Source organism: Stenotrophomonas sp. GD03794, assembly GCF_029842145.1.
GTDB classification, from domain to species: domain Bacteria; phylum Pseudomonadota; class Gammaproteobacteria; order Xanthomonadales; family Xanthomonadaceae; genus Stenotrophomonas; species Stenotrophomonas riyadhensis.
This window is the reverse complement of sequence record NZ_JAOCFV010000001.1, coordinates 259,567-283,841: the sequence shown is the minus strand read 5'-3', so window position 1 is coordinate 283,841 and position 24,275 is coordinate 259,567. Positions and strand designations below refer to the sequence as shown.

The window sequence follows — 24,275 nt, the reverse complement described above, 5'->3', positions numbered from 1 at the left end:
GGAGACTTCCATGGCAGCTGATTCCATCACCTTCATCGGCGGCGGCAACATGGCCCGCAGCCTGATCGCCGGCCTGATCCGCCAGGGCGTGCCTGCCGCACACATCCACGTAGCCGAACCGGTCGCAGCACTGCGCGAGTCACTGGCGGCGGACTTCGGCGTGCAGGTGCACGACAACGCAACCGATGCGGCCGCACAGGGCCGCACCTGGCTGCTGGCGGTGAAGCCGCAGGTGCTGCGCGATGTGTGCCAGTCGCTGCAGGCGCTGGCGCAGGCGAACCGGCCATTGGTGGTGTCGATCGCCGCCGGCATCACCAGCGCGCAGCTGGAACGCTGGCTGGGTGGCAGCCTGGCGGTGGTGCGCGCGATGCCCAACACCCCCGCCCTGCTCGGCGCCGGCGTGACCGGCCTGTATGCCACGCCATCGGTGGATGCACAGCAGCACGCGCGCGCCGAACAGGTGCTGGCCAGTGCCGGGCGCACGGTGTGGATCGACAGCGAATCGCTGATGGATTCGGTCACTGCGGTGTCCGGCAGCGGCCCCGCCTACGTATTCCTGCTGGCAGAAGCGATGGAAGCGGCGGGGATCGCCCAGGGCCTGCCGGCCGACGCTGCGCGTGCGCTGGTGGTGCAGACCCTGCTGGGAGCCTCGCGCATGCTTGATGAGGCCGGTGAAAGCCCGGCCGAGCTGCGCCGTCGCGTGACCTCGCCGAACGGCACCACCCAGGCCGCGATCGAGCGCTTCCAGGCCGGTGGTTTCGAGGCGCTGGTGGACACGGCGTTGCGCGCCGCGCAGGTGCGCGGGCAGGAGTTGTCTGCGGCGAATGATTGATCTCCTGGGGTCAGATCTCTTTGCCGAGGCAAAGGGATCTGACCCCGGCTCGCCCGACGATCACCGCCCCAATGTGGCCATGACGAAATCGACGAAGCACTGCAACCGCGGGCGCGGCCGTCGATCCGGCAGGTAGATCAGATGCATCGGCCGCGGCTCGGGCAGGTAGTCGCGCAGCAGCGGCTTCAACCGCCCGGCCGCGATCTCGCCGGCCAGCAGCGCGGTCGGCTGCAGCACCAGTCCGGCCCCGGCCACGGCGGCCTCGCGCAACGCGACTCCATCGTTGCAGGTCAACCGCGCCTCCCAATCCACCTGTTCGCCGTTGGCCAGCTGCCAACCATGGCCGCCGCGCCAGGCCAGGTGGCTGAGGCAATCATGCCCCTGCAGATCCGCAGGCGTGCGCGGCGTGCCGCGCCGGCGCAGGTACGACGGCGCCGCACACAGGCTCATCGCATAGGGGGGCAGCGGCCGCGCCACCACCTCCTGCGATGGCAGCGGCCCGACCCGGATCGCCACGTCGAAGCCATCCTCGATCAGGTCCACGCGGCGGTTGCTCAGGTCCAGTTCGATGTTCAGCAACGGCTGCTCACGCAATAGTCCGGACAGTACCGGCGCCAGCACGCAGCTGCCCCAGGTAGTCGGCGCGCTGACCCGCAGCAGGCCACGCGGCTGCACTTGCAGGCCGGCGACATCGGCCTCGGCCTGCTGCACCTGCTCCAGCACCTGCCGGCACCCGGCCAGGTAGGCGCTGCCGGCTTCGGTCAGGCGCTGGCGGCGGGTGTTCCGTTGCAGCAGCGCGGTACCCAGGTGCGCCTCCAGCTGCTGGATGTACTTGCCGACCATCACCGCCGACACCTGCAGCTGTTCGGCAGCTCCTGCAAAGCTCCCGGACTCGGCCACGGCGACGAAGGCCTGCATGCAGCGAAGGGTATCCATTGCTAATCCAGAGTTAGGAATCTGCGAAGCATACGCCGCTTACCTAACCCCACTGTGAGGGCGCAGACTGCGCTCATTCCCCCTCTCGCAAGGAACGGCCATGAAGATTCTCCTCGTCGGTGCCAGCGGCACCCTCGGCCAGGCAGTCGCCCACCAGCTCGGCCAGCAGCATCAGATCCTCGCCGCCGGCCGCAACAGCGGTGAGCTGCGCGTCGACCTGACCGACGACGCCAGCGTTGCCGAACTGTTCGCGCGTACCGGCCCGGTCGATGCGGTGATCTCAACCGCTGGCAAGCTGCACTTCGGCCCGCTGCAGGAGATGACGCCCGAGCAGTTCAACCTCGGCCTGCAGGACAAGCTGCTGGGCCAGGTGCGACTGGCACTGGCCGCGCAGCACCACCTCAACGCCGGCGGTTCGATCACCCTGACCAGCGGCATCGTCAGCGCACAGCCGATCCGCGATGGCGTCAACGCCACCTCGGTGAATGCCGCACTGGAGGGCTTCGTGCGCGCCGCCGCACTCGAGCTGCTGCCGCGCGGCCTGCGCATCAACGTAGTCAGCCCGAACGTGCTGATCGAATCAATGGCGGCCTACGGCCCCTACTTCCCTGGCTTTGAAGCGGTGAGCGCGCAGCGTGCGGCGCTGGCTTTCCAGCGCGCGGTGGAAGGTATCCAGAGCGGCGAGACGATCACGGTCTGGTAAGAAAAAAGGGGACGGAGGGGATTAAGTCGTTAATGCACAAACGACTTAATCCCCTCCGTCCCCTTTTCGCGGGTCACTCCCAGCGCATCGGGCCGTCGCCGCGCTCGCCGAGCACATCCCCCGGGTTGGCCAGGCGGCAGCGCTGCAGCGACAGGCAGCCGCAGCCGATGCAGCCGGTCAGTTCGTCGCGCAGCAGTTGCAGCATGTGGATGCGTTCCTCCAGCTCGGTGCGCCAACGCGCGGACAGCTTGGCCCAGTCGGCCTTGGTCGGTGCGCGCCCCTCGGGCAGGCTTTCGAAGGCACGGCCGACCGCTTCCAGCGGCATGCCCACGCGCTGCGCGACGCGGATCACCGCCAGCCGGCGCAGCACGTCGCGGCTGTAGCGGCGCTGGTTGCCCGAGGTGCGCAGGCTGCTGATCAGCCCCTTGCGCTCGTAGAAATGCAGCGCGGAAACCGCCACGCCACTGCGCTGGGCGACTTCGCCCACGCTCAGTTCCTGGGACACCATTGCTTGACCTCAACTGCTGTTGAGGTGTCATGCTGCTATCTTCGCCGCCAGTTGACAAGCGCGGCCCGCATCTGACCCGTATGACCCCGACCCTCTCGACCGCCGACGCCATCGCGCCGTCCGATACGTCGATCCTGTCCTCGCGCTACCGCGCCACCACCATCGGCATGGTGGCGCTGGTGGCGCTGCATGCCTTCGAGGCCCTGGCGGTGGCCGCCGCCATGCCCACCGTGGCCGAGGCGCTGGATGGTCTGCGCCTGTATGCGCTGGCCTTCGGCGGTACCCTGGCCACCAGTGTGATCGGCATGACCCTGGCCGGACGCTGGGCCGACCGCCATGGCCCCGCCAGGCCACTGTGGTACGGCCTGGCCTGCTTCGTGCTGGGCCTGCTGCTGGCCGGCTTTGCGATGCGGATGGGCATGCTGGTGGCCGGGCGCCTGCTGCAGGGCCTGGGTGCGGGCGCGATCTCGGTTTCACTGTACGTGATGGTCGGGCGCAGCTATCCCGAACACCTGCGCCCGAAGGTATTCGCCGCGTTCTCGGCCGGCTGGGTGGTGCCGTCGATGATCGGCCCCGCGCTGAGCGGGTTGATCGTGCAGCATCTCGGCTGGCGCTGGGTGTTCCTGGCGGTACCGCTGCTGGCGGTCCCGGCCGCGCTGCTGCTGCGCCCGGCGCTGGCACGCATGCAGCCCACTCATGCTGCCAGCAGCGACGATGGACGCGGCAGCGTGGTGCGCTGGGCCGGCGGTGCTTCGCTGGCGGCGCTGCTGCTCTACTTCGGCGGCCAGCAGCAGGGCCTGCCTGCGCTGCTCTGCATCGGCGTGGCCATGCTTGCGCTGCTGTTCTGCGTGCACCGCCTGTTGCCAGCCGGCACGCTGCTGCTGCGCCGCGGATTGCCCAGCGTGATCGCGCTGCGCGGCATCGCCGCTGCGGCCTTCTTCGCCTGTGAGGCCTACCTGCCACTGCTGTTGCAGCGCGAACGCGGGCTCTCGCCCAGCTGGGCCGGTGCCGTGCTCAGTCTTGGTGCACTGGGCTGGTTCGCCGGTTCATGGCTGCAGGGCCACCACCAGCGCGGCTGGTCACGCCAGCAGCTGCTGCGCGTTGGCACACCGCTGATGACGATCGGCATCGCCGCCACACTGGCCGTGCTGTTCAACGCAGTGCCGCTGCCGGTGGCCCTGGTCGGCTGGGCCATGACCGGCTTCGGCATGGGCATGATCTACGCCAGCCTGTCGGTGCTGACGCTGTCGTTGTCCGCGCCGCATGAGCAGGGCGCCAACACCTCGGCGCTGCAGTTGAGCGAGGCGCTGTCGGTGACCACCGCGCTGGCGGTTTCCGGTGCGCTGTTCGCGCTGTTCGTGGAAGCCGCGCCGCACACCGGCTACCTGCTGTGCCTGGCGATCACCTTCGGCCTGGCGCTGCTGTCCACAGTGATCGCGCGGCGGGTGTAGGCAGCCGCATTGCGATAGTGCCGGCCGCTGGCCGGCAACCTCACGAACGCTGGAATGTCCAGATAATGCCGGCCAGCGGCCGGCACTACCGGGTACCCGTCCCCATGTCATCGATATCCCGGTGCAGGATGCGCCGCACTTCCAGCACGGCCTGCGGGGTCTCCTGCACGCTGTGACCGGAAATGATCACCTTCTCCGACAACGCACCCGGCAGGTGCGCACTCCAGTACGGCACCAGCCCGTCATCGGACTTTTCCACCGGCAGTTCCGGTTTGCGCTGGGCGATGATCGAGTGGTACTTCAGGCCCGCTTCGATCGGCAGCTGCGCAGCGGCCTTCACGAACGGATCGCTGGCCTTGAGGTTGTCGATGCTGTTGGGAATCTTCGGCTTGGCGGTGCCGTCCTCCTGCTGCTCGGCCTGTGCGAGTGCCATGAACACGTCCTCGAACTTGCCGAGGATGGTCAGCGGCAGACGCACCAGGCGACCGATCAGGCGACCGACCTTGTTGCCGGCAATGTCGGTGCCCTGGTGCGGCGCGGCGATGAAGATCGCACGCTCCACGTTCGGCTGTGCCTTGAAATGCAGCAGCGGACCCAGCTTGTTCTGCACCCGCTTCAGCCGTTCCCCCTTCAGGTCGTAGTTGGCCAGCAGGTCGTTCCACAGTACATCGCCGGAATCGCTCACCAGCAGGCGCGCCAGCACGCCGCCCATGCTGTGACCGATGTAGACCATGTCCTTCGACGCACGCGTGCTGCCGTTGGGATCGAAATGCTTCAGCGTGTCGTTGAATGCATTGGCGATCTCGTAGCGGTTCAGCGCGATCGGCGCATTGGTCGGGTAATAGACCTGCCACACCTGGAACTGCTGGCGCAGCTCGGGGTCACCCATGATCTCGTTGGCCAGGTTCACCCACGCTTCCGGGCTGCTGGCCAGGCCGTGCAGCATGAAGATGATGCGGCGGTTCGGGTCCCACGGCTGCATCAGGTAGATGTGCGGCTCGCCGATGCCCTCGCTCATGCCGAACAGGGTACGCAGCGACTGCCGGGCGAAGCCACTCTGCGCCAGCCACAGGCCGTAGGCGGCAGTGAAGTTGCCGGCCAGCGGTACCTGCTCACCGTGCAGAGTGATGCGCTCGGTCGCTTCCGGCGAATAGGCATCCAGCTCGACCCGGCGCGTGCGCATCACGTCTTCCAGGCTGCTGCCTTCGAACCGCAGAAGCGCAGTGACGTTGATCGAGGACATCTCACTGAACTCGGGCACCGAATCGTCATGGCGGTGGCGGCGGCCACGACGCTCGTCGTCCTCGTCGTCCTGCGCGGTTTCAGCCTTCGGGCCGTCGGGCGCGATCACTGGCGCGACCAGTTTCGGCGGGTCCATCACCATCACCAGCTCGGCACCGAAGCCATCGCGGCGATAGGTGCTGCGCAGGCCGACGAAGCTGACCGTTCCCGCTGGCACCAGCTGCGCCGGAATGCTCTTCAGACCCAGCTGCTGGTAGTTGGAGGCCAGCGACCAGCTACCGACCGTGAGCGGCTTCGTGTAGTCCTCGCCGGCCAGCGCAGCGGCACGTGCGCGCACGAACAGCACCACCGCCGCCTTCTCGGCCGCGTAGTTGTAGTAGTCACGCACCTGCGTCTGCCGGTCCTCGAACGCACGGTCGGACGGCGAGCGGCCGCTGTAGAACAGGTACGCGTACGCATAGCGCGCGGCCTCCAGCCACGCATCCAGCGCCGCATCGCTCATCGGCGGATCACCGGCAGCGGTCTTCTTCGGCGTCATCGCCAATGCAGCCTTCACCCACAGTTCGGACAGCGCCGACAGCCGCTGCTCGACATTGAGGTCGTCGGTCATCAGCAACGTGCTGCGGCAGACCAGGAAGTCCTTCTCGCACTGCGATTCGTCCAGGCCCGCTGCGCTGAGCGTTTCACGCGCGGCCGGGCTGAGCTTGCCGGTGTTGAGCACATCGGCGCGCTTGTTGACCAGCGAATCACTGGATTTGACCTGCTTGACGGTGACCATCGCGCAGCCGCTGCTGCCCAGCAGCAGGAAGGCGGCGAACAACACCGGCAGCAGGCGCTGCCAGCGGGTCAGAAAGAGTTGGGTCATTACTGCGGGTCCTGCTCGGTGCCGGGCACGCCCTGGCGGATCACGGTGGAGAAATGCTCGCCATCACCCAGGTCCAATGCGCGCTGGGTGATGCGGCCCTTGTCGTGCAGCTCGGTGTACGGCACGCCCGGCGTCAGCGCACCGACCTCCTGCGCGTACTCGGCCAGATAGCCGGACAGCAGCAGCCGATAGTCCAGCGGCAGGCGCGGTGCGATGTGGCGGGCCAGGTCGAAGACGATGGTCGTGCAGTTGCTGGTCAGCGTGTTGTAGAAGCCCGGCTTGGCATCCAGTTCACGCGCCTGTTCGATGTACGCAGCGAACAGTTCCTTCAGCTGCGCGCGATCCATGCCGTGCAGGCGGTACAGGTAGACATCTTCGCCGCGCGCGTTGGTGCGGGTGCGGATGATGTCGGTCTCCTCCGAAGCCACCAAGGTCATCTCGAACTTGCGGAAGAAGCCGCCCAGCGCCGAGAACGACTCACCGCGCTCCTTGCGGATCTCCAGCGAGAACACCACGTGGCGACCGTCCTCGAAACCAAACGAGATCAGGGTGTGGGCGATCGCCGGGCCCATCCAGTACGACAGCACCAGGTCGGCCGAGCGCAGCTGGTCCAGGTCGTACTCGCGGCGCACCCAGTGTGCGTCGTAGTCGGTTTCGGTGCGCCAGCGGAAGTCGCGCACGTTGTCCAGCACGACGTGGCGGCCATCGAAGGACACCACGTGCAAACGCTGGGCCACGTCATCGGCCCACAGCCGGTCCTGGCGTGGGGTCAGCAGCAGCCACCACAGGCCGGCCAGTGCCAGCGATGCCCCGAAGGCCAGGCCCAGTCGGCGCGAGGCACGGCCCCGCGCGACCCGCCACGACGCCCACAGCGCCACCAGCAGCCACAGCCCGGCGACGCCGGTGGCCAGCCAGCCCGGCCCCGGCAACTGATAGGTCAGCAGCCCGGTCACCCACAGCGCCAGCAGCGCCATGGCACTTCCTGTCATCCATCGTCCTGCGGCGTTCACTGGCATCCTGTCGCGGTCTTGAAGCCGCATAGTTAGCCACAAGCGGGTTCACCGTGGCATCTACGGACCGTTCAGGCAGGCCGGCGCACCGTCGGCGGCGGCCTCTGCGGCCAGGTTCACTTCACAGGAGCAACGATGGGCATCACTTCCGTGGCCGGCGTTCCGGTCCAACCCCGGCACCGCGCCACCTGCCATTGCGGCACGGTCGAACTGCTGCTGGACCTGCCGGACGGTATTGTCGAACCCCGCCGCTGCGACTGCTCGATGTGCCGACGTCGGGGGGCCATTGCCGCCAGCGTCACCCGCGCGGGACTGCAGGTGGTGCGCGGGCAGAACCACCTGCAGCTGTACCAGTTCAACACCCATGTGGCCGAGCACTACTTCTGTGGCGTATGCGGCATCTACACCCATCACCGGCGCCGCTCCAACCCGGAGCAGTACGGTTACAACGTGGCCTGCCTGGAAGGCATCGACCCGTTCGCGCTGGGCGTGATCCCGGTCAATGACGGGGTCAATCACCCCGCCGACCGCACCGGTTAGTGGCGCGTGCGTCGTGGCGGTGCGGCAACCTTCTGCCAGGGGGCCATGCCGCTGCGACCGGCCCGCACCGGGCGTTTCAGCCAGGGCCGGCGGGGCGACGCCTGCGGCTCGACCGCGACCGGGGGAGGTACGGGTCTGCGGCCGGGCCAGAGATGATCGAGCAGCCACATGGCAGGTCTCCGTGGGGGACGGGGACGACCTACGCTAGCGACACCTGGGCAAAGAACGGGTGAGGGTGCTGCGGCAGCCAGATGACAGCCGCGTCCCCCCTCAGTCCTGCGGCCGTGACCGGCCCAGGCGGCGCACCAGCACGAAGAACAACGGCACCAGCACCACCGCCAGCACCGTACCGGAGACCATGCCGCCGATCACGCTCATGCCGATTTCACGGCGGCTGACCGCGCCTGCACCGGTCGCCAACGCCAACGGGATCACACCAGCCACGAAGGCCAACGACGTCATCACGATCGGGCGCAGGCGCAGGCGTGCGCCCTGCAGGGCCGCTTCCACCGCTGAACTGCCGGCACGATAGCGGGCCTCGGCAAACTCCACGATCAGGATCGCGTTCTTGGCCGACAGGCCGATGGTCGTCAGCAGACCGACCTGGAAGTAGATGTCGTTGACGAACCCGGCCGCGGTGGTCGCCAGCACCGTACCAATCACGCCCAGCGGGATCACCAGCACCACCGCCACCGGCACCGTCCAGCTCTCATAGAGCGCCGCCAGGCACAGGAAGATGAAAGCAATGGAGGCGGTGTACAGCCACAACGTCTGGTTGCTGGCCAGTTGTTCCTGGTAGGACAGGCCACTCCACTGCAGGTCGAACCCGGGTTGATCGGCAACCAGCGCCTGCATGCGCTGCATCGCTTCGCCCGAGCTGCGCCCTTCAGCGGCGCTGCCCTGGATCTGCATTGCCGGCAGGCCATTGAAACGCTGCTGCAGCTGCGGCCCGCGTGCCCAGTGGCTGCTGGCGAAACTGGCGAACGACGCCATCTGGCCGTTGCCACCGCGCACATACCACTGGCCGATGTCGTCGGGCACGCTGCGGTAGGGCTGGTCGCCCTGCATGTAGACCCGCTTGACCCGGCCACGATCGAGGAAATCGTTGATGTAACTGCCGCCCCAGGCCGCCGACAGCGTGGAATTGATGTCGGCCTGTGCCAGGCCCAGCGCGCTGGCCTGGGCATGGTCGATGTCCAGCCGCAGCTCGGCCTTGTCGCCCAGACCGTTCAGGCGCACCGAGGTGAGCCCATCGTCTTCGCCGGCCGCACGCACCACCTGTTCCTGCGCTGACTGCAGGGCCACGCGCCCGGCCGCGCTGGTGTCCTGCAGCCACAGTTCGAAGCCACTGGACTGGCCCAGTCCACGCACCGCCGGCGGTGCCAGTACATTGACCTTGGCATCCGGCAAGCTGCGGAAGTAGGCATTGGCTCGCGTGATGATCGCCGCAGCGGTGTTGTCGCCCGTGCGCTCATCCCAGGGTTTCAGTGCGAGGAAGCCCTGCCCGGCGTTCTGGCCGGTGCCGGCATTGTTGCGGCCGACCACCACGAACACCACGTCCAGGTTCTGCTTTTCGTGCTCCATGAAGTAGCGGCTGATCTGCTCGCCCAGCGCTTCGGTACGTGCCATCGGCGTGCCTTCCGGCGTGGAGAACTGGAAGGTGACCTGGCCCTGGTCTTCCACCGGCAGGAAACCGGTCGGCATGCGTGCGTACAGCGCGACCATGGCGACCACCAGCAGCAGGTAGAACGCCATCCAGCGCCGCGGCCGGGTAACGACGCCACCGAGCTTTCCCTGGTAGGCCAGCTGGCTGCGCTCGACGCCCCGGTTGAACGCCCGGAAGAAACGACCCTGTGGCTTCTGCGCCGAAGACGGCTTGAGCAGGGTCGCGCACAGCGCCGGGGTCAGCGTCAGCGCCACCAGCGCCGACAATGCCATGGCAGATGCAATCGTGATCGAGAACTGCCGGTAGATGATGCCGGTGGAACCGCCGAACAGCGCCATCGGCAGGAACACCGCACCGAGCACCACGGTGATGCCGATCAACGCGCCGGTGATCTCGCCCATCGATTTTTCGGTCGCTTCGCGCGGCGGCAGATGCTCGTCGTGGATGATGCGCTCGACGTTTTCCACCACCACGATCGCATCGTCGACCAGCAGGCCGATCGCCAGCACCATCGCGAACAGGGTCAGTGTGTTGATGGTGAATCCGGCAACGGCCAGCACGCCGAAGGTGCCCAGCAGCACCACAGGCACCGTGATCGCCGGAATCAGCGTGGCGCGCAGGTTCTGCAGGAACAGGAACATCACCACCACGACCAGAACGATGGCTTCGATGAGGGTATGGATGACCCCCTCGATCGAGACCCGCACGAACGGCGTGCTGTCACGCGGATAGGCCACCTGCAACCCCGGCGGGAAAGTCGGTCGCAGCCGTTCGATCTCCGCGCGGACCGCGTCGGCGGTGGCCAATGCGTTGGCGCCGGAGGCCAGGGTAACTGAGAAGCCGGCCGCCGGATAACCGTTGAGATAGCTGCTGGTCTGGTAGTTCTCCGCGCCAATCTCGACCCGCGCGACGTCGCCCAGCAACACCGCCGCGCCATTGGGCAGGGTACGCAGGATGATCGCGCGGAACTGCTCGGGGGTCTGCAGGCGCGACTGCGCGGTGACCGTGGCGTTGAGGCTCTGCGTCGGGCTGGACGGCATCGCGCCCAGCTCACCCGCCGTCACCTGGGTGTTCTGCGCCTGGATCGCAGCGCGCACGTCCGACGGCATCAGGTCATAGGCGCGCAGCTTGTGCGGGTCCAGCCACACGCGCATTGCGTAAGCCGAGCCGAACACGTTGATCTCGCCAACGCCGGGAATACGGCTGATCGGGTCCTGCACGTTGCTGACCAGGAAATCGGAAACATCCACACGTTCCATGCGCCGGCTGGTGTCGTACAGCGAGACCACCATCAGCGAATCGCCCTGCGACTTGGCCACCGTCACGCCCTGCTGCTGCACTTCCTGCGGCAGCCGGTTGATGGCCTGGTTGACGCTGTTCTGCACCTGCACCTGGGCGATATCCGGGTTGGCGCTCTGGTCGAAGGTGACCGTGATGCGCGCCTGCCCCGATGACGAACTGGTGGAGGAGAAATACAACAGGTGATCGATGCCTTTGATCTGCTGTTCGATCACCTGGGTGACGCTGTCTTCCACCGTCTGTGCCGAGGCACCGGTGTAGTTCGCGGTGATGTTGACCTGTGGCGGTGCGATGTCCGGGTACTGCTCCACCGGCAGCTGGGTCACCGCGATGGTGCCGAAGGCCATGATGCAGATCGCCAGGACCCAGGCGAATACCGGGCGATGGATGAAGAAGCGCGGCAGCATCTGCTCAGTCCTTCCCGGCCGGTGCCGGCGCAGGCTTCACCCGTACCGTCATGCCATCGGCCAGGCCCTGCGCGCCGGCCACCACCACCTGTTCACCGGCGGCCAGGCCATCGAGCACCAGCCACTGGTCGCCCACCGCACGCGCGGTGCGGAACAGGCGCAGCCGCGCCTTGCCGTCCTTGTCCACCAGCCACGCCTGTGCCTCGCCCTTGGGGCTGCGATCGACCGCGGCCTGTGGCACCAGCAGTGCCTGCTGGCGGGTACCCTGCCCCACCAATGCGCGCACATACATGCCCGGCAGCAGCTGCCCATCCGGGTTGGGGAAACGCGCACGCAGGGTGATGCTGCCGGTTTCCTGCTGCACGTCCACGTCGGCAAATTCCAGCGTGCCGGGCAGCGGGTAGTCGGTGCCATCGGACAGCCGCAGCCGCACTAGTGCTGTATCGACCTGCACGCCACCGTCGGCGATGGCGCGGCGCAGTGCCAGGTACTCATTGCTGGACTGGGTGATGTCCACGTTCATTGGGTCCATCTGCTGCACCCGTGCCAGCGGTTCGGCCTGGCCGGAGGTGACCAGCGCCCCCGGCGTGAACAGCGCGCGGCCGATGCGCCCGGCAATCGGCGAGGTCACCGTGGCAAACCCCAGCCGCGTGCTGGCCGTGTCACGTGCGGCCTGTGCGGCCTGCGCCGCGGCGGCAGCCTGCTGGTCGCTCGCGATCGCATCGTCCACATCCTGGCGCGCGGCCAGCTGGTCCTTGCCCAGCGCCTGCATGCGCTGCGCCCGCAGGCGCGCGGTCACCGCAGCGGCCTCGGCCGTCTTCAGGTTGGCCTGCGCCTCGTTCAGCGCGGCCTGGTACAGCGCGGGCTCGATCTGGAACAACGGCTGCCCGGCCTTCACCCACTGGCCCTGCTCGAACAACCGCTTCACCAGCACGCCATCCACCTGCGGGCGCACGTCCGATTCCTGCGAGGCGACGCTGCGCCCAGGCAGTTCCTGCTGCAGTGCCAGCGGCTGGCTGCGCAGGGTCAGTACCGTCACCTCAGGCGTCGTCGCGCCGGGCTTGGGCGCGTCCTTGCCGCAGGCGCTGAGCAGCCCGGCCAGGGCAAGCGCCAGCAGCGGCAGGGCCGCGGTTCGCGGCAACCGCCAGGCACGGTACGGACGGGAGGGATTCGGAAGGATCATCGGCTGCAGGTTCCACGCGTGGGGGAGCGTTCGGCGCCGAATATAGAAGACGCGGCGGCACGATCCTGCTAAATGGCGCATGAAACATTTTTCATTTGCAGTCGCTGCCCACGATTGCGAGGATGCCCCTGTCCCACTCTGCACACTGGCCCATGCCGCGCGTACTCACCATCGAGGACGATCTTGTCACCGCCGAGGAGATCGCCACCGAACTGCGCAGCCACGGCTTCGACGTGGACCTGGCCAGCGACGGCAGCAACGGCCTGGCGCTGGCACGTGCAGGCGACTACGCGGTGATCACCCTGGACCGCATGCTGCCCGGCATCGACGGGCTGGCCCTGGTCACCACGTTGCGCCGTGAAGGCATCACCACGCCGGTGCTGATGATCAGCGCACTGTCTGACGTGGATGAGCGCGTGCGCGGCCTGCGCGCCGGCGGCGATGACTACCTGACCAAGCCCTTCGCTTCGGACGAGATGGCCGCACGCGTGGAAGTGCTGATCCGGCGCCAGGGCCAGGCCCCGGCCATCGACAACGTACTGCGTGCCGGCGACCTGGAACTGGACCTGATGACCCGTTCGGCGCGACGCGGTGGCCACGAGATTGCACTGCTGCCCACAGAGTTCAAGCTGCTCGAATTCCTGGTCCGCAATGCCGGCCAGGTGGTCACCCGCAGCATGCTGTTCCAGGAAGTCTGGGGCTACCACTTCGATCCGGGCACCAACCTGATCGACGTGCATATCGGTCGCGTGCGCAAACGCATCGAACAACCCGGCCGGCCCCAGCCGATCATGACCGTCCGTGGAACCGGCTATGTCTTCGACGCGCAATCCTGACCACTGGCGCTCCTCCAGCAGCAGACTGCTGGGCCTGTACTGCATCCTGTTCGTGGCGTGGTCGAGCCTGCTGCTGGGCGTGATGTACTGGCGCATCTCGGATTACCTGAGTGACCTGACCGAATCGGGCCTGCAGCAGCGCGCGCACCTGTTCATGAGCTTCGACGGCCCGGCACTGGATGAAGCGTTGCGCGACAGCCAGCGCTTCGATCTGCACCAGGTCTATACCTATGGGTTGTTCGACAAGGCCGGCATGCCGATGGCGGGCCCGCTGACAGCGATCCCCGAGGGACTGCCGCTGGATGGCAGCTCGCATCCGGTCGAGGGTTGGACGCTGGCCGATGGGCCGCACGACAACGGTGGCAGTGCGCTCGGCGTGGTGACCCGCGATGGCCGCACGCTGGTGTTCGTACGCCAGAATGGCAAGCTCATGGCGGTCAACAGCATCATCCTCGATGCACTGCTGTGGGGCGTGTCGCTGACCGTCATTCCCGGCCTGGTGGGCTGGCATCTGCTGCGTCGGCGCCCGTTGAAACGTATCCAGCAGATCGAAGCGGCCACCAACCGCATCGTTGCCGGCGACCTCGGCCAGCGCCTGCCGGTCTCCAGCCGCCGCGACGAGATCGATCGGCTGTCGAGCATCGTCAATGCCATGCTGGAACGCATCGAACAGTTGATGACCGAGGTCAAAGGCGTGTGCGACAGTATCGCCCACGATCTGCGCACCCCGCTGACCCGCCTGCGTGCCCACCTGTACCGCATGCGCGTGGGCCTGGACGAACGGGACCCGCACGCCGATCCACTGGACAAGGCGCTGGCCGAGACTGACATGCTGATGGCGCGCTTCGCCGCGCTGCTGCGGGTGTCGGAACTGGAGAGCCACCAGCGGCGTTCGGCCTTCGACGCGGTGGACGTCTCCGAGCTGCTGCAGGAACTTCACCAGTTCTACCTGCCCCTGGCCGAAGAAAAGCAGCAGTTGCTGGAGCTGCAGGTGGATCCGAAGGTGGGCCCGCTGCGTGGCGACCGCGAGCTGCTGTTCGAAGCGCTGGCCAACCTGCTGTCCAATGCCCTGCAGTTCACGCCGGCGCAGGGCCACATCCTGCTGCGCGCAGTGGACGATCAAGGCGTTCCCAGGATCGATGTGATCGACAACGGGCCGGGCATCCCACCGCAGGACCGCTCGCTGATCTACCAGCGCTTCTTCCGCGGCAGCAGCAGCGCCGGCCAGGGACCTGGATTCGGCCTGGGCCTGTCGATCGTAGCCGCCATTGCCGGCCTGCACGGCTTCCGTGTCCGCGCCGGCAGCGCCCCCGGCGGCGGCGCCTGGATGAGCATCCGCGGCGCGACGGACGGCCTGCCCTGAGCAACGGCCTTCGAGCCAATGCGCAGCCCCCGCAGGAAAGGAAAACCAGCTGGCAACCGACACACCCCCTGCTGCCCGCGCGGGGTGACCGACGCCTTCAGCCCTCGGTTCTGATCACAGCCAACCTGGGCCGCCGCAGCAGCAGGTGCAACAGCACAGCGCATGCGGCGGTCAGCAGCGCCAGGACACGCAGCAGTATCGCCAGCGCCTCGGCACTGGCCTGCTGCAGTTGTGCGCTGCTCATCGCCGGAAGCAGTGCCTGCGCCTGTTCCTGCGCCCCCGTGGCCAGATAGGCACCGGCGCGCGCCAACGATGCGGGCGATGCTCCCTGCAGCTGGTGGCCGATCAGCAGCGCAAGCAAGGCAGTGACTGCGGCCAATGCGATGCCCTCACCGGCCACCCGCACGGTTCCGAAGATGCCGGCGGCCATGCCCGCACGCTGTACCGGCACCACGCTGACCGACAGCCCATCCATCAGGCCCCACGGCAAGGCCGTTCCTGCACCGACCAGCATCAGCAACGGCACCCACTGCGAGGGCGACGGATGCGATGCATGGCGCGACAACAGGTACAGGCCAGACGCACAGACCAGCAGGCCCAGCGTGCACAGCCGCGCACTTCCGACGCGCTCCGCCCAGCGCGCGGCCAGCATCGGCAGCACCAGCATCGGCGCAGACAAGGCCAGCATCTGCAGCCCGACCAATGTCGTGCTCTGTGCATGCACGCCCAGCAACTGCAGCGGCAGTACCACCAGCAGCACCACGTAGCCGAAGCAGGTTGCGACCGGCAGCAGCTGGACACCGAGGAACGCCGGTTGCGAGAACAGCGAGAGGTCCAGCAACGGTGAGCGGTGCAGCCGTTCGATGCAGATGAATACCCCGCCCAGCAACAGCGTCGCCAGCAGCGCCAGTTGCACGCGCATGGCATGCAGGCCGAATTCACCCAGCCACAACAGGGCCAGGGTCAACGCCGCCAGCATCAGGCTGAAGCCCAGCATGCCGCCAACATCCAGCCGCCCGCGTTCGCCATGGCTTTCGGACAACGCGCGCGCGCCCACGGCGAACGCCGCCAGCGTCAGTACACCGCCCGCGGCGAACACACTGCGCCATCCCAGAGCCTGCAGCAGCAGGCCCGCGAGCAGCGGCCCCAGTGCCAACCCTGCACCGAACGTGGTGCCCAGCAGGGCGAACACACGGGCACGCACCGGCCCCTGCCAGGCATGCGCCAGCGCGGCGGTGCCGGATGCCAACGCCGCTGCAGCGGCAACGCCCTGCAGCCCGCGCGCCAGATCCAGCCACAGCAGCGTGGGCGCGAGGCAGACGACGATCGTGGCGACGGTGAAGCCTGCCGTGCCCAGCAGGAACAACCGTCGTCGGCCATAGCGGTCGGCCAGGCCACCGGCAGCAAGCAGCAGGCTGCCGAAGGTGAGCATGAACGCGTTGGTCACCCACGCCAGCGCGGTCGGCGACGACGCCGCGGAACGGGCCAGCGCCGGCACCGCCACCGCACCGGCCGAGAAGGACAACGGCAACGCCAGCGCGGCCAGGCAGACGGCAAGCAGCGTCCAGCGCTGCTGCGTGTGGGAAGGTACGGGAAGCATCGAAACCGGGGCCATGCGGGCCTCCATCCATCAGGGGCATTGATGATGGACAGGACGCTATTCCTGAAAAACAGGCTCGATGGACGTTGATTACGGCCAGATGTTCCGCAATCATGCCCCGCATGGACTCCATCTCTGCCCTGCTCGCCTTTGTCCGCACCGCGGAGGCGGGCAGCATCGTCGGTGCCGCCCGCGTGCTCGGCCTCTCCGCGTCGGCGGTCGGCAAGCGCATCGCCCGCCTTGAACAGGAACTCGGCACCCGCCTGTTCCAGCGCACCACCCGCCGCGTGCACCTCACCGACGAAGGCGAACTGCTGCTGCAGCGCTGCCGGCGTGCGCTGGACGAGCTTTCCGAAGCACAGGCGGACCTGGCACAGCGCCAGCACGCACCCAGTGGACTGCTGCGTATCGGCCTGCCCACCATCGGCTACCGCTTCCTCTTGCCGGTACTGCCCGGGTTCCAGCAGCGCTACCCGCAGGTGCAGCTGGAACTGGACTTCAACGACCGCATCGTTGATGTAGTCAGCGAAGGCCTGGATGCAGTGATACGCAGCGGTGAACTGGCCGATTCCAGCCTCACCGCACGGCGGCTGGGCGGCTTCCGTTTCATCCTCTGTGCGGCGCCGGGCTATCTGCAGGCGCACGGCACGCCCGGTGATGTGAGCGAGCTGCGCCTGCATACCGCGCTGCGCTTCCGTTACCCCACCACCGGAAAGCTGCATCCGTGGCAGCTGCCGGGCATCGAAGGCGATGCCGGCGCGCGGCTTCCCACGGCAATGACCTGCAACAACATGGAAGCCGTGCTGGCCGCTGCGATCGGTTGCATGGGCCTGGCCTGGATGCCGGACTTCCTCGCGGCCGATGCGCTGGCCGATGGCCGCCTGCAACGGGTACTGCCCGCGCTGCCCACGCACCAGGGGCAGTTCTCGTTGCTATGGCCCGGTGGGCGCCATCCCAGTGCACGCCTGCGGGTGTTCATCGACTACGCCGTTGCGCATCTGTTCCAGGGCAGCAAGGCGTAGCGAATACATGGGATCAGCTTGCGCTGGCAACGTCCAGGAAATTGCTCAGCACCGGCGCCGGAGCTTCCGGGCGCGTGCAGAACTGCAGCGCGAAGCGCGTTGCTTCATCGGCCAGCAGGCGATAAGCGATTTCCTGCGAACGGAAGCTGGCCATGCTGGCTGGCACGATCGCCACGCCGGCATCCACCGCCACCAGCGACAGCACCGCATGCATGCCCTGCGCTTCCTGCACGACGCGCGGGGTGAATCCCGCCGCAGTGCACAGGCCCAGCACCTGCGCGTGGAAGCCGATGCCCTCACCCGCCGGCCACGACACGAACGACTCGTCAACCAGCATCGCCACACTGACCTCCGCCGCATCGGCCAGCGCATGCGCACGCGGCAGCGCAATCGCCAGGCGGTCGTAATCGAAGTCGTGCAGCACCAGCTCAGCGGCGGGAATCGGTGGGATCAGCACGCCGACGTCGATGCGCTGCTCACGCAGCCACAGCTGCTGTTGGCGTGATGTGGCTTCCTGCAGATGCAGCTGAACGTGCGGGTAGATCTGGCGGAAACGGCGGATCAAGCCCGGCAGGCGACCATACAGGGCACTGCCCACATAGCCTACGCGCAGGCTGCCGGACTGCCCGGCGGCGGCTTCGCGCGTGCGCTGCAATGCCTGCTCGGCCTGCTGCAGCGTTGCCCGCGCCTCCACCAGCAAGGTCTGCCCGGCCACGGTCAGGCCCAGGGTGCGGTTGCCGCGCACGATCAGTTCACTGCCCAGTTCATCTTCCAGCCGTCGGATTGCCGCCGTCAGCGGTGGCTGCGACATGTGCAGGCGGGCTGCGGCGCGGTGGAAATGCAGTTCTTCGGCCACGGCCACATACTGGCGAAGCAGGCGCAGGTCGATCATCTCGAAGCAGGCAGTGGAAACCTGCCTAGGGTACGCCCTCAGCCGCGCACGTCCACGCTCGCGCGGGCGATGGCCGGCCATTGCAGGGCCACCGACTCGATGCTGTCGGCACTGACCGCGCGCAGATCCCTTGGGTACGCCACATGCTCGGCCTCCTGCAGGCGCAGCGCGTGGAACTGGCCGTTGCTTGCGCGCAGCACCCAGCCGCCGTCCTGGCAGCGCGTGGACGCCAGGAAGGCCACGCCCTGTGCGACCGCGTCCGGATGAAGTTCATCGGGCTCACCCTCGATGCCCCACATCCGCGTCTTCGCCACCGGCGAAACCGCATTGACCACGATGCCATGCTCGGCACCTTCCAGTGCCAGCACATTGACCAGACCGAGCGCAGCCAGTTTGGCCATCGCGTACGCAGACAGCCCGCGCTGTGCGTACTGCGGATACAGCGCGCGATCGGACGTGGTGATGACGATGCGCCCTCCGCCCGCCGCGCGCATCGCCGGCCACGCCGCCTGTGCCAACCACAAGGGCGTCTTCGCGGCCAGGCACAGCATCTGCTCCAGCGCATCGTCCTCGATCGCTTCCAGCGCCTGGTACCCGACCCAGCCAGCGTTATGGATCAGGAAGTCGATGCGGCCATGCTGGTGCAGCAGCTCCTGTACCAGCGCATGGCAACCTGCGCGATGGTCAATCGGGCTGCTCGCGGCCTGCACTGACAGGCCCTGCATCTGCAGCGCCTCGACGCTGCGCACAATGCGCAGCGGATCGGCACCACGGCCGTCGGTGCCAGCACCGATGTCATGCATCATCACGTGCGCACCACGCTCGGCCAGCAAGCGGCTGTAGGCCAGGCCCAGACCACCGGCAGCACCGGTCACCAGGCCCACCTGGCCTTCGAAGGAAATACGCGAGATCGGCTTCATGCGCACAGCTTCCGCCACGCGCCGCGACGGCGGCCAATACCGTTCGCCGCCCACCACGATACGCCCACGCTATCGCCGAAAAGGGGACGGAGGGGATTAAGTCGTTTCAGGCGCAGTGTGGCCAGTTACGACTTAATCCCCTCCGTCCCCTTTTTCGTTCAGCGGCTGAAGCGGCGTGCGCCGGCGACGCAGATCACCGCGACCACGGTCACCAGCACCATGCTGAGGCTGACCGATTCGTGCAGCAGCAGCGCAGCCAGGGCCAGGCCAAAGAACGGTTGCAGCAACTGCAGCTGGCCGACGGCGGCGATGCCGCCCTGCGCCAGGCCGCGGTACCAGAACAGGAAGCCGACCAGCATGCTGAACACTGCCACGTAGCCCAGTGCCCACCACGCCGACGCACCGACGGCGGCGAACGAGGCCGGGCGCATCAGCACTGTCAGCGGCAGCATCACCGGCAACGCCAGCAGCAGCGCCCAGCTGATCACCTGCCAACCGCCAAGATGACGGGCGAGCCGACCGCCCTCGGCATAGCCCAGCCCGCACGCCACGATCGCCGCCAGCATCAGCAGGTCGGCCTGCAGCGAGGCCTCGATGCCGTTGCGCACCGCATAGCCGACCACGCAGGCACTGCCCAGCAACGAGAACAGCCAGAAGGCAGGACGCGGCCGCTCGCCGCCGCGCAGCACGCCGAATATCGCGGTGCTCAGTGGCAGCAGGCCGACAAACACGATGGTGTGTGCGGATGAGGCGTGGCGCAGGGCGAGCGCGGTCAGCAGTGGAAAGCCGACCACCACGCCGAGGCTGACCACCACCAGGCCTGGCAGGTCACTGCGGCGCGGCCACGGCTGGCGCAGCAGCAACAGCAGCCCCAGGCCGAGCACAGCGGCGATGGTGGCGCGTGCGGCGGTGACGAACCCGGCATCCAGTTCAAGCACCGCCAGGCGGGTGGCCGGCAACGAGCCCGCGAAAATCACCACACCGATGAAGCCATTGATCCAACCACTCGCCGACCGTTCCACGCCTGTACTCCTGCAATGCCGGGCGGTCCCGGCGGGATTTCCATGAGAGCACCTGTGCCCCCCTCACCCCAGCTACAATCCAGTACAGTCACAAGTAACTGTACTGCCCACACTTCCACTACAGTCCGCCATGCCACGCCCCCTGACCCGCATCGAATCCGTCATCCAGGCGGTACGCACCCGCATCAACGCGCGGGTCGATGGCCCCGGCTCGCGCCTGCCTTCGGTACGGGCGCAGGCGGCGGCAATGGGGGTATCGGTCTCCACCGTGGTCGAGGCCTACGAGCGCCTGGCCGCCGAGGGTGTGATCAGCGCGCGCGCGGGCTCGGGCTTCTACGTCAGCGGGCCGGTCGCACCGCTCGCGCTGGCTGAAATGGAACCCCGGCTGGATCGCGCCGTGGACCCGCTGTGGGTGTCGCGGCAATCGCTGGAAACACCGGCCGGCCATCTCAAGCCGGGCTGCGGCTGGATGCCCAGCGACTGGCTGTACCAGGACGGCATGCGCCGGGGCCTGCGTCGGCTGGCACGCGTCGACGCCGCGCATCTGGTCGACTATGCCGGCCCGCTGGGCCTGCCGCCGCTACGCCAGCTGCTGCAGCGACGCGCTGCCGCGCTGGGCATCGATGCGCCGATGGAGCAGATCCTGCTGACCGAATCCGGGACGCACGCGGTCGACCTGATCTGCCGCTTCCTGCTCAAACCCGGCGACTGCGTGCTGGTGGACGACCCCAGTTACTTCAACTACCACGCGTTGCTGAAGGCACACCAGGTGCAGGCAGTGGGCGTGCCGTACACACACACCGGTCCCGACCTGGACGCCTTCGCCCAGGCCCTGCAAGCGCATTCGCCACGGCTGTACATCACCAACTCCGGCCTGCACAACCCGACCGGCGCGGTGCTTTCCGCGAGCACCGCACACCGCCTGCTGGGCCTGGCCGAACGCAGCGAACTGATCATCGTCGAGGACGACATCTTCGCCGACTTCGAACTGCAGCCAGCGCCGCGGCTGGCCGCGCTTGATGGGCTGTCGCGGGCGATCCACGTCGGCAGTTTCTCCAAGACGCTGTCGGCGGCTTCGCGCTGTGGCTACGTGGCCGCTCGCCCTGAGTGGATCGAGGCGCTGACCGATCTGAAGCTGGCCACCAGTTTCGGCGGCGGCCATCTGGCGATGCAGTTGATGCACATCGCGCTGACCGACAGTGGCTACCGCCGCCACATGCAGTCGGTACGTTCGCGCCTGGCCGATGCGCGCCGGCACACGCTGCGCAAGCTGCAGGCGCTGGGCATCACGCCGTGGCTGCAGCCGGAAGCCGGGCTGTTCCTGTGGTGCCAGCTACCCGATGGCCGCGATGCCGCTGCACTGGCACGGCAATGCCTGCGCGAGGGCATCGTGCTGGCGCCAGGCAATGCGTTCAGCCAATCGCAGCGCGCGGCCGACTATGTACGTTTCAACGTTTCGCAGTGCCAGGACCCGAGGATCTGGCAGGTACTGGCGCGCGCGCTGCGTTGAGCTGGTAATGCGCGACCAGCGCATCCACCACCACGCGCACGCCAGGCAACTGGCCGCGACGATGCGGCAGCAGCACGCTGGTGGTCACTTCGCCGGCATGCCACGCCGGCAGCACCTGCTGCAGGCGGCCGGCGGCAAGGGCTGCGGCACACAGGCTGTGTGGCAACACGGTGATGCCAAGACCCGCTTCGGCCGCCGCGATCAGCAGCTGCGATTCATTGCCGACCAGCGCCACCTGCGGCTCCACCTGCACGGTGCGGGCGTCGGGGCCGTGCAGCGTCCAGCGCGTTGCATGGCGCGCGGTCAGCAGGCCGGCATGCGCACGTAGCTGCTCGGGCGTATCCACTGCCGGCGCGGCTGCCAGATAGCCAGGGGACGCCACCAGCACGATGCGCTCGCTACCCAGCGAGCGCTGCACCAACCCGGAATCCGGCAGCGGACCGAAGTGGCTGCGCAGGGCGATGTCGATGCCCTCCTGAGCCAGATCGATGAAGCGATCACTTACTTCAACTTCGATGCGCAGCCGTGGATAGCGGCGGGCCAGTGCAGGCAGGCACGCGGCGAGCTCGCCCTGCACCACCGGAATCGAAGCGCTGATGCGTACGGTGCCGCTGGGTTCGGCCTGGCGGTCGCGGACGATGGCCTCGGCGGCCTCGACCTCGGACAACGCTGCGCGTGCGCGCTCGAAGAACTCCTGACCGACCTCGGTCAATGTGAAGCGGCGCGAACTGCGTTGCAGCAGCCGCACCTGGAGCTGTTCTTCCAGCAACGCCACGCGCTTGCTCAGGGTCGAGCGCGGCAGGCCCAGATGGCGCCCGCCTGCGGCGAAACCGCCCTGCTCCACCGCAGTCACGAACAGGGCCAGATCGTTGAGGTTGAGCATGCGCAACGTCCACATATGTGGACTTCAGGATGCCATTCTGACGGCTTCCGGGGCAATGTCCACGCGAGCACGCTTTCCTCACCCGCCGCGTCGCGGCTCGAACCGGAAACCTGCCATGACCCCGACCCTCTTCTACGGCGTGCCCTCGGGCTGCTCGTTCGGCTCCATCGTTGCGCTGGAGTGGCTGCGCCAGCCGTATCACCTGTGCCGCATCGACATGCCCGGCCAGGTGCAGGGCGAAGACTACCGCCGCCTCAATCCACTGGGCGAAACCCCGACCCTGCGAACCACACAGGGCGAGCTGCTCAGCGAGAGCCTGGCCATCCTCAACCACCTGGCCGCGAAGGGCATCGCACAGGGGCTGGGCTTCGCACAGGGCACCTCCGGCTTCGATCGCCTCAACCATCGGCTGGCCTATCTCAACACCAGTTTCTTCGGTGCCTACGCGCCGCTCTGGCACGCACTGGAGCATGCGGAAGGCGATGAAGGCGATGAGGGCGAGGCGCTGCGTGCCTATGGCACGACCAAGGTGCGCCACGCCCATCAGGCGCTGGAGCAGATGATCGGCACGGGCCCGTGGCTGCTGGGCGAACAGCGCAGCTTTGCCGATGCCTACTTCGCAGGCATCGCGCGCTGGAACGACTATCACCAGGTGGTCGATCGTCGCGGGTTCCCAAGGGTGCAGCAGTTGTTCGAGCGCCTGCAGGACGACGCCGGCGTGCAGTTCGCCCACGCCATCGAAGCGCAGCAGCCGGCAACCAGCAGCGGTGGATTCCTCGGCGAAGTGCGGCTGGAAGACGTGCTTGAGGCCGCAGCGGACTGAGCCCTGTCCTGCCCGTGAGGCAGCGGCGCGCAATGCCTCTTGCGCGCCGCGCTACAGTGGTATGTCGCCCGCCGCAGGAATCCGCGCATGTCCACGTTCTCCGATCCGCAGGCCGTGGCCCGCTATGCCGAAGCGCCGCTGCGCCAGGTGCCGGGTTTCCTCGCCCTGCAGCAGATGAGCCAGCTGCTGCTGGCCGAACGTGTTCCCGCGCAGGGCCGCGTGCTGGTGCTGGGTGCCGGTGGTGGGCTGGAGCTGAAGGCCTTCGCCGAGGCGCAGCCGGGCTGGCAGTTGCTGGGCGTGGACCCGGCTGCGCCGATGCTGGCCCTGGCCGAGCAGACACTGGGTCCGTTGATGTCGCGCGTGCAGTTGCTGGAAGGCTATATCGACGATGCACCCGATGCGCGCTTCGACGGCGCCAGCTGCCTGCTGACCCTGCACTTCCTCGATGCCGGGCAGCGCCTGCACACGCTGCGCGGACTGCACCGGCGCCTGCAACCCGGCGCGCCGCTGGTGGTGGCGCACCACAGCGTGCCACAGGACCCGGCCGGCAAGCTGCGCTGGTTGCAGCGCTACGCGGCGTTCGCCGAAGCCTCGGGGGTTGCTCACGCCGATGCGCAGCGCGCGATCAACGCCATTGCCGAGCGGTTGCCGCTGCTGGCACCCGAGCAGGAGGTCGCACTGCTGCAGGAGGCCGGCTTCGATGGTGTGGAGCTGTTCTATGCTGGCTTCAGCTTCAAGGGCTGGGTGGCGTACGCCGGTTGA

Annotated in this window: 21 protein-coding genes; 10 read left to right on the top strand and 11 right to left on the bottom strand. The window is 67.7% G+C overall.

What is annotated here, in order from left to right:
- The first annotated feature begins 10 nt into the window (after positions 1–10).
- Entirely contained in the window at positions 11–832 is an 822-nt protein-coding gene (proC, locus tag N5D91_RS01460) for a pyrroline-5-carboxylate reductase (RefSeq protein ID WP_180854084.1), read from the top strand.
- 60 nt (positions 833–892) lie between these two features.
- On the opposite strand, the gene N5D91_RS01455 is transcribed toward proC, so the two are convergent.
- Positions 893–1,768 carry a LysR family transcriptional regulator gene (locus N5D91_RS01455; protein ID WP_180854083.1) on the bottom strand — a complete coding sequence of 292 codons (876 nt, stop codon included), beginning with the start codon at positions 1,766–1,768 and terminating at the stop codon, positions 893–895.
- 100 nt (positions 1,769–1,868) lie between these two features.
- Between N5D91_RS01455 and N5D91_RS01450 the strand changes: the two genes are divergently transcribed.
- Entirely contained in the window at positions 1,869–2,471 is a 603-nt protein-coding gene (locus tag N5D91_RS01450; RefSeq protein ID WP_094002029.1) for a short chain dehydrogenase, read from the top strand.
- 73 nt (positions 2,472–2,544) lie between these two features.
- Here the strand turns inward: N5D91_RS01450 and soxR are convergent, their stop codons facing one another.
- Complete coding sequence (gene soxR, locus N5D91_RS01445; RefSeq protein WP_094002028.1) at positions 2,545–2,979, bottom strand: redox-sensitive transcriptional activator SoxR; 435 nt, start codon at positions 2,977–2,979, stop codon at positions 2,545–2,547.
- A gap of 29 nt (positions 2,980–3,008) precedes the next feature.
- Between soxR and N5D91_RS01440 the strand changes: the two genes are divergently transcribed.
- Positions 3,009–4,430, top strand: a complete 1,422-nt coding sequence (locus N5D91_RS01440; protein ID WP_180854082.1) for an MFS transporter — start codon at positions 3,009–3,011, stop codon at positions 4,428–4,430.
- An 85-nt stretch (positions 4,431–4,515) separates the two neighbouring features.
- On the opposite strand, the gene N5D91_RS01435 is transcribed toward N5D91_RS01440, so the two are convergent.
- The gene (locus tag N5D91_RS01435) at positions 4,516–6,537 is read right to left on the bottom strand and encodes an alpha/beta hydrolase (RefSeq protein WP_180854081.1); all 2,022 of its coding nucleotides are present in this window, start codon (positions 6,535–6,537) and stop codon (positions 4,516–4,518) included.
- A complete protein-coding gene (locus tag N5D91_RS01430; RefSeq protein WP_180854130.1) occupies positions 6,537–7,511 on the bottom strand; it encodes a DUF4105 domain-containing protein in 975 nt (324 codons plus the stop codon). Before N5D91_RS01430 ends, N5D91_RS01435 begins: the two co-directional genes overlap by 1 nt.
- A gap of 171 nt (positions 7,512–7,682) precedes the next feature.
- Here N5D91_RS01430 and N5D91_RS01425 point away from each other — a divergent pair, with 171 nt between their 5' ends.
- A complete protein-coding gene (locus tag N5D91_RS01425) occupies positions 7,683–8,087 on the top strand; it encodes a GFA family protein (RefSeq protein ID WP_153856481.1) in 405 nt (134 codons plus the stop codon).
- A gap of 270 nt (positions 8,088–8,357) precedes the next feature.
- Here the strand turns inward: N5D91_RS01425 and N5D91_RS01420 are convergent, their stop codons facing one another.
- Together N5D91_RS01420 and N5D91_RS01415 are read right to left on the bottom strand one after the other, a co-directional pair.
- Positions 8,358–11,459 (bottom strand): efflux RND transporter permease subunit, encoded by a 3,102-nt coding sequence (locus N5D91_RS01420; protein WP_180854080.1) that lies wholly within the window; start codon positions 11,457–11,459, stop codon positions 8,358–8,360.
- Between the two features lie 4 nt (positions 11,460–11,463).
- Positions 11,464–12,642: an efflux RND transporter periplasmic adaptor subunit gene (locus tag N5D91_RS01415; RefSeq protein ID WP_180854079.1), complete on the bottom strand. Its 1,179-nt coding sequence runs from the start codon at positions 12,640–12,642 to the stop codon at positions 11,464–11,466.
- A 152-nt stretch (positions 12,643–12,794) separates the two neighbouring features.
- Here N5D91_RS01415 and N5D91_RS01410 point away from each other — a divergent pair, with 152 nt between their 5' ends.
- Positions 12,795–13,478 (top strand): response regulator transcription factor, encoded by a 684-nt coding sequence (locus tag N5D91_RS01410; protein ID WP_153856484.1) that lies wholly within the window; start codon positions 12,795–12,797, stop codon positions 13,476–13,478.
- The gene (locus N5D91_RS01405; RefSeq protein WP_153856485.1) at positions 13,456–14,841 is read left to right on the top strand and encodes a HAMP domain-containing sensor histidine kinase; all 1,386 of its coding nucleotides are present in this window, start codon (positions 13,456–13,458) and stop codon (positions 14,839–14,841) included. Before N5D91_RS01410 ends, N5D91_RS01405 begins: the two co-directional genes overlap by 23 nt.
- Before the next feature lie 97 nt (positions 14,842–14,938).
- Here the strand turns inward: N5D91_RS01405 and N5D91_RS01400 are convergent, their stop codons facing one another.
- Positions 14,939–16,456, bottom strand: a complete 1,518-nt coding sequence (locus N5D91_RS01400) for an MFS transporter (RefSeq protein WP_180854078.1) — start codon at positions 16,454–16,456, stop codon at positions 14,939–14,941.
- A gap of 107 nt (positions 16,457–16,563) precedes the next feature.
- On the opposite strand from N5D91_RS01400, the gene N5D91_RS01395 reads away from it, so the two are divergent.
- Positions 16,564–17,463, top strand: a complete 900-nt coding sequence (locus N5D91_RS01395; RefSeq protein WP_110711367.1) for a LysR substrate-binding domain-containing protein — start codon at positions 16,564–16,566, stop codon at positions 17,461–17,463.
- 13 nt (positions 17,464–17,476) lie between these two features.
- On the opposite strand, the gene N5D91_RS01390 is transcribed toward N5D91_RS01395, so the two are convergent.
- From N5D91_RS01390 to N5D91_RS01380, 3 genes are all read right to left on the bottom strand, one after another.
- Positions 17,477–18,355, bottom strand: a complete 879-nt coding sequence (locus N5D91_RS01390; RefSeq protein WP_110711365.1) for a LysR family transcriptional regulator — start codon at positions 18,353–18,355, stop codon at positions 17,477–17,479.
- A gap of 38 nt (positions 18,356–18,393) precedes the next feature.
- Positions 18,394–19,275, bottom strand: a complete 882-nt coding sequence (locus N5D91_RS01385; protein WP_180854077.1) for an SDR family oxidoreductase — start codon at positions 19,273–19,275, stop codon at positions 18,394–18,396.
- A 158-nt stretch (positions 19,276–19,433) separates the two neighbouring features.
- Positions 19,434–20,297: a DMT family transporter gene (locus N5D91_RS01380; RefSeq protein WP_101765038.1), complete on the bottom strand. Its 864-nt coding sequence runs from the start codon at positions 20,295–20,297 to the stop codon at positions 19,434–19,436.
- A gap of 130 nt (positions 20,298–20,427) precedes the next feature.
- Between N5D91_RS01380 and N5D91_RS01375 the strand changes: the two genes are divergently transcribed.
- Positions 20,428–21,807 carry a PLP-dependent aminotransferase family protein gene (locus N5D91_RS01375; protein ID WP_180854076.1) on the top strand — a complete coding sequence of 460 codons (1,380 nt, stop codon included), beginning with the start codon at positions 20,428–20,430 and terminating at the stop codon, positions 21,805–21,807.
- On the opposite strand, the gene N5D91_RS01370 is transcribed toward N5D91_RS01375, so the two are convergent.
- Positions 21,746–22,690, bottom strand: a complete 945-nt coding sequence (locus N5D91_RS01370; protein WP_164161026.1) for a LysR substrate-binding domain-containing protein — start codon at positions 22,688–22,690, stop codon at positions 21,746–21,748. The genes N5D91_RS01375 and N5D91_RS01370 overlap by 62 nt on opposite strands.
- A 115-nt stretch (positions 22,691–22,805) precedes the next feature.
- On the opposite strand from N5D91_RS01370, the gene N5D91_RS01365 reads away from it, so the two are divergent.
- Entirely contained in the window at positions 22,806–23,513 is a 708-nt protein-coding gene (locus N5D91_RS01365) for a glutathione S-transferase family protein (RefSeq protein ID WP_180846497.1), read from the top strand.
- A gap of 87 nt (positions 23,514–23,600) precedes the next feature.
- A complete protein-coding gene (locus N5D91_RS01360; protein WP_180854075.1) occupies positions 23,601–24,275 on the top strand; it encodes a class I SAM-dependent methyltransferase in 675 nt (224 codons plus the stop codon).

Coding starts and splice junctions, on each gene's coding strand:
- proC (WP_180854084.1), top strand. CDS start 11: ATGGCAGCTGATTCCATCACCTTCATCGGCGGCGGCAACATGGCCCGC.
- N5D91_RS01455 (WP_180854083.1), bottom strand. CDS start 1,768: ATGGATACCCTTCGCTGCATGCAGGCCTTCGTCGCCGTGGCCGAGTCC.
- N5D91_RS01450 (WP_094002029.1), top strand. CDS start 1,869: ATGAAGATTCTCCTCGTCGGTGCCAGCGGCACCCTCGGCCAGGCAGTC.
- soxR (WP_094002028.1), bottom strand. CDS start 2,979: ATGGTGTCCCAGGAACTGAGCGTGGGCGAAGTCGCCCAGCGCAGTGGC.
- N5D91_RS01440 (WP_180854082.1), top strand. CDS start 3,009: ATGCTGCTATCTTCGCCGCCAGTTGACAAGCGCGGCCCGCATCTGACC.
- N5D91_RS01435 (WP_180854081.1), bottom strand. CDS start 6,537: ATGACCCAACTCTTTCTGACCCGCTGGCAGCGCCTGCTGCCGGTGTTG.
- N5D91_RS01430 (WP_180854130.1), bottom strand. CDS start 7,511: ATGGCGCTGCTGGCGCTGTGGGTGACCGGGCTGCTGACCTATCAGTTG.
- N5D91_RS01425 (WP_153856481.1), top strand. CDS start 7,683: ATGGGCATCACTTCCGTGGCCGGCGTTCCGGTCCAACCCCGGCACCGC.
- N5D91_RS01420 (WP_180854080.1), bottom strand. CDS start 11,459: ATGCTGCCGCGCTTCTTCATCCATCGCCCGGTATTCGCCTGGGTCCTG.
- N5D91_RS01415 (WP_180854079.1), bottom strand. CDS start 12,642: ATGATCCTTCCGAATCCCTCCCGTCCGTACCGTGCCTGGCGGTTGCCG.
- N5D91_RS01410 (WP_153856484.1), top strand. CDS start 12,795: ATGCCGCGCGTACTCACCATCGAGGACGATCTTGTCACCGCCGAGGAG.
- N5D91_RS01405 (WP_153856485.1), top strand. CDS start 13,456: ATGTCTTCGACGCGCAATCCTGACCACTGGCGCTCCTCCAGCAGCAGA.
- N5D91_RS01400 (WP_180854078.1), bottom strand. CDS start 16,456: ATGGCCCCGGTTTCGATGCTTCCCGTACCTTCCCACACGCAGCAGCGC.
- N5D91_RS01395 (WP_110711367.1), top strand. CDS start 16,564: ATGGACTCCATCTCTGCCCTGCTCGCCTTTGTCCGCACCGCGGAGGCG.
- N5D91_RS01390 (WP_110711365.1), bottom strand. CDS start 18,355: ATGATCGACCTGCGCCTGCTTCGCCAGTATGTGGCCGTGGCCGAAGAA.
- N5D91_RS01385 (WP_180854077.1), bottom strand. CDS start 19,275: ATGAAGCCGATCTCGCGTATTTCCTTCGAAGGCCAGGTGGGCCTGGTG.
- N5D91_RS01375 (WP_180854076.1), top strand. CDS start 20,428: ATGCCACGCCCCCTGACCCGCATCGAATCCGTCATCCAGGCGGTACGC.
- N5D91_RS01370 (WP_164161026.1), bottom strand. CDS start 22,690: ATGCTCAACCTCAACGATCTGGCCCTGTTCGTGACTGCGGTGGAGCAG.
- N5D91_RS01365 (WP_180846497.1), top strand. CDS start 22,806: ATGACCCCGACCCTCTTCTACGGCGTGCCCTCGGGCTGCTCGTTCGGC.
- N5D91_RS01360 (WP_180854075.1), top strand. CDS start 23,601: ATGTCCACGTTCTCCGATCCGCAGGCCGTGGCCCGCTATGCCGAAGCG.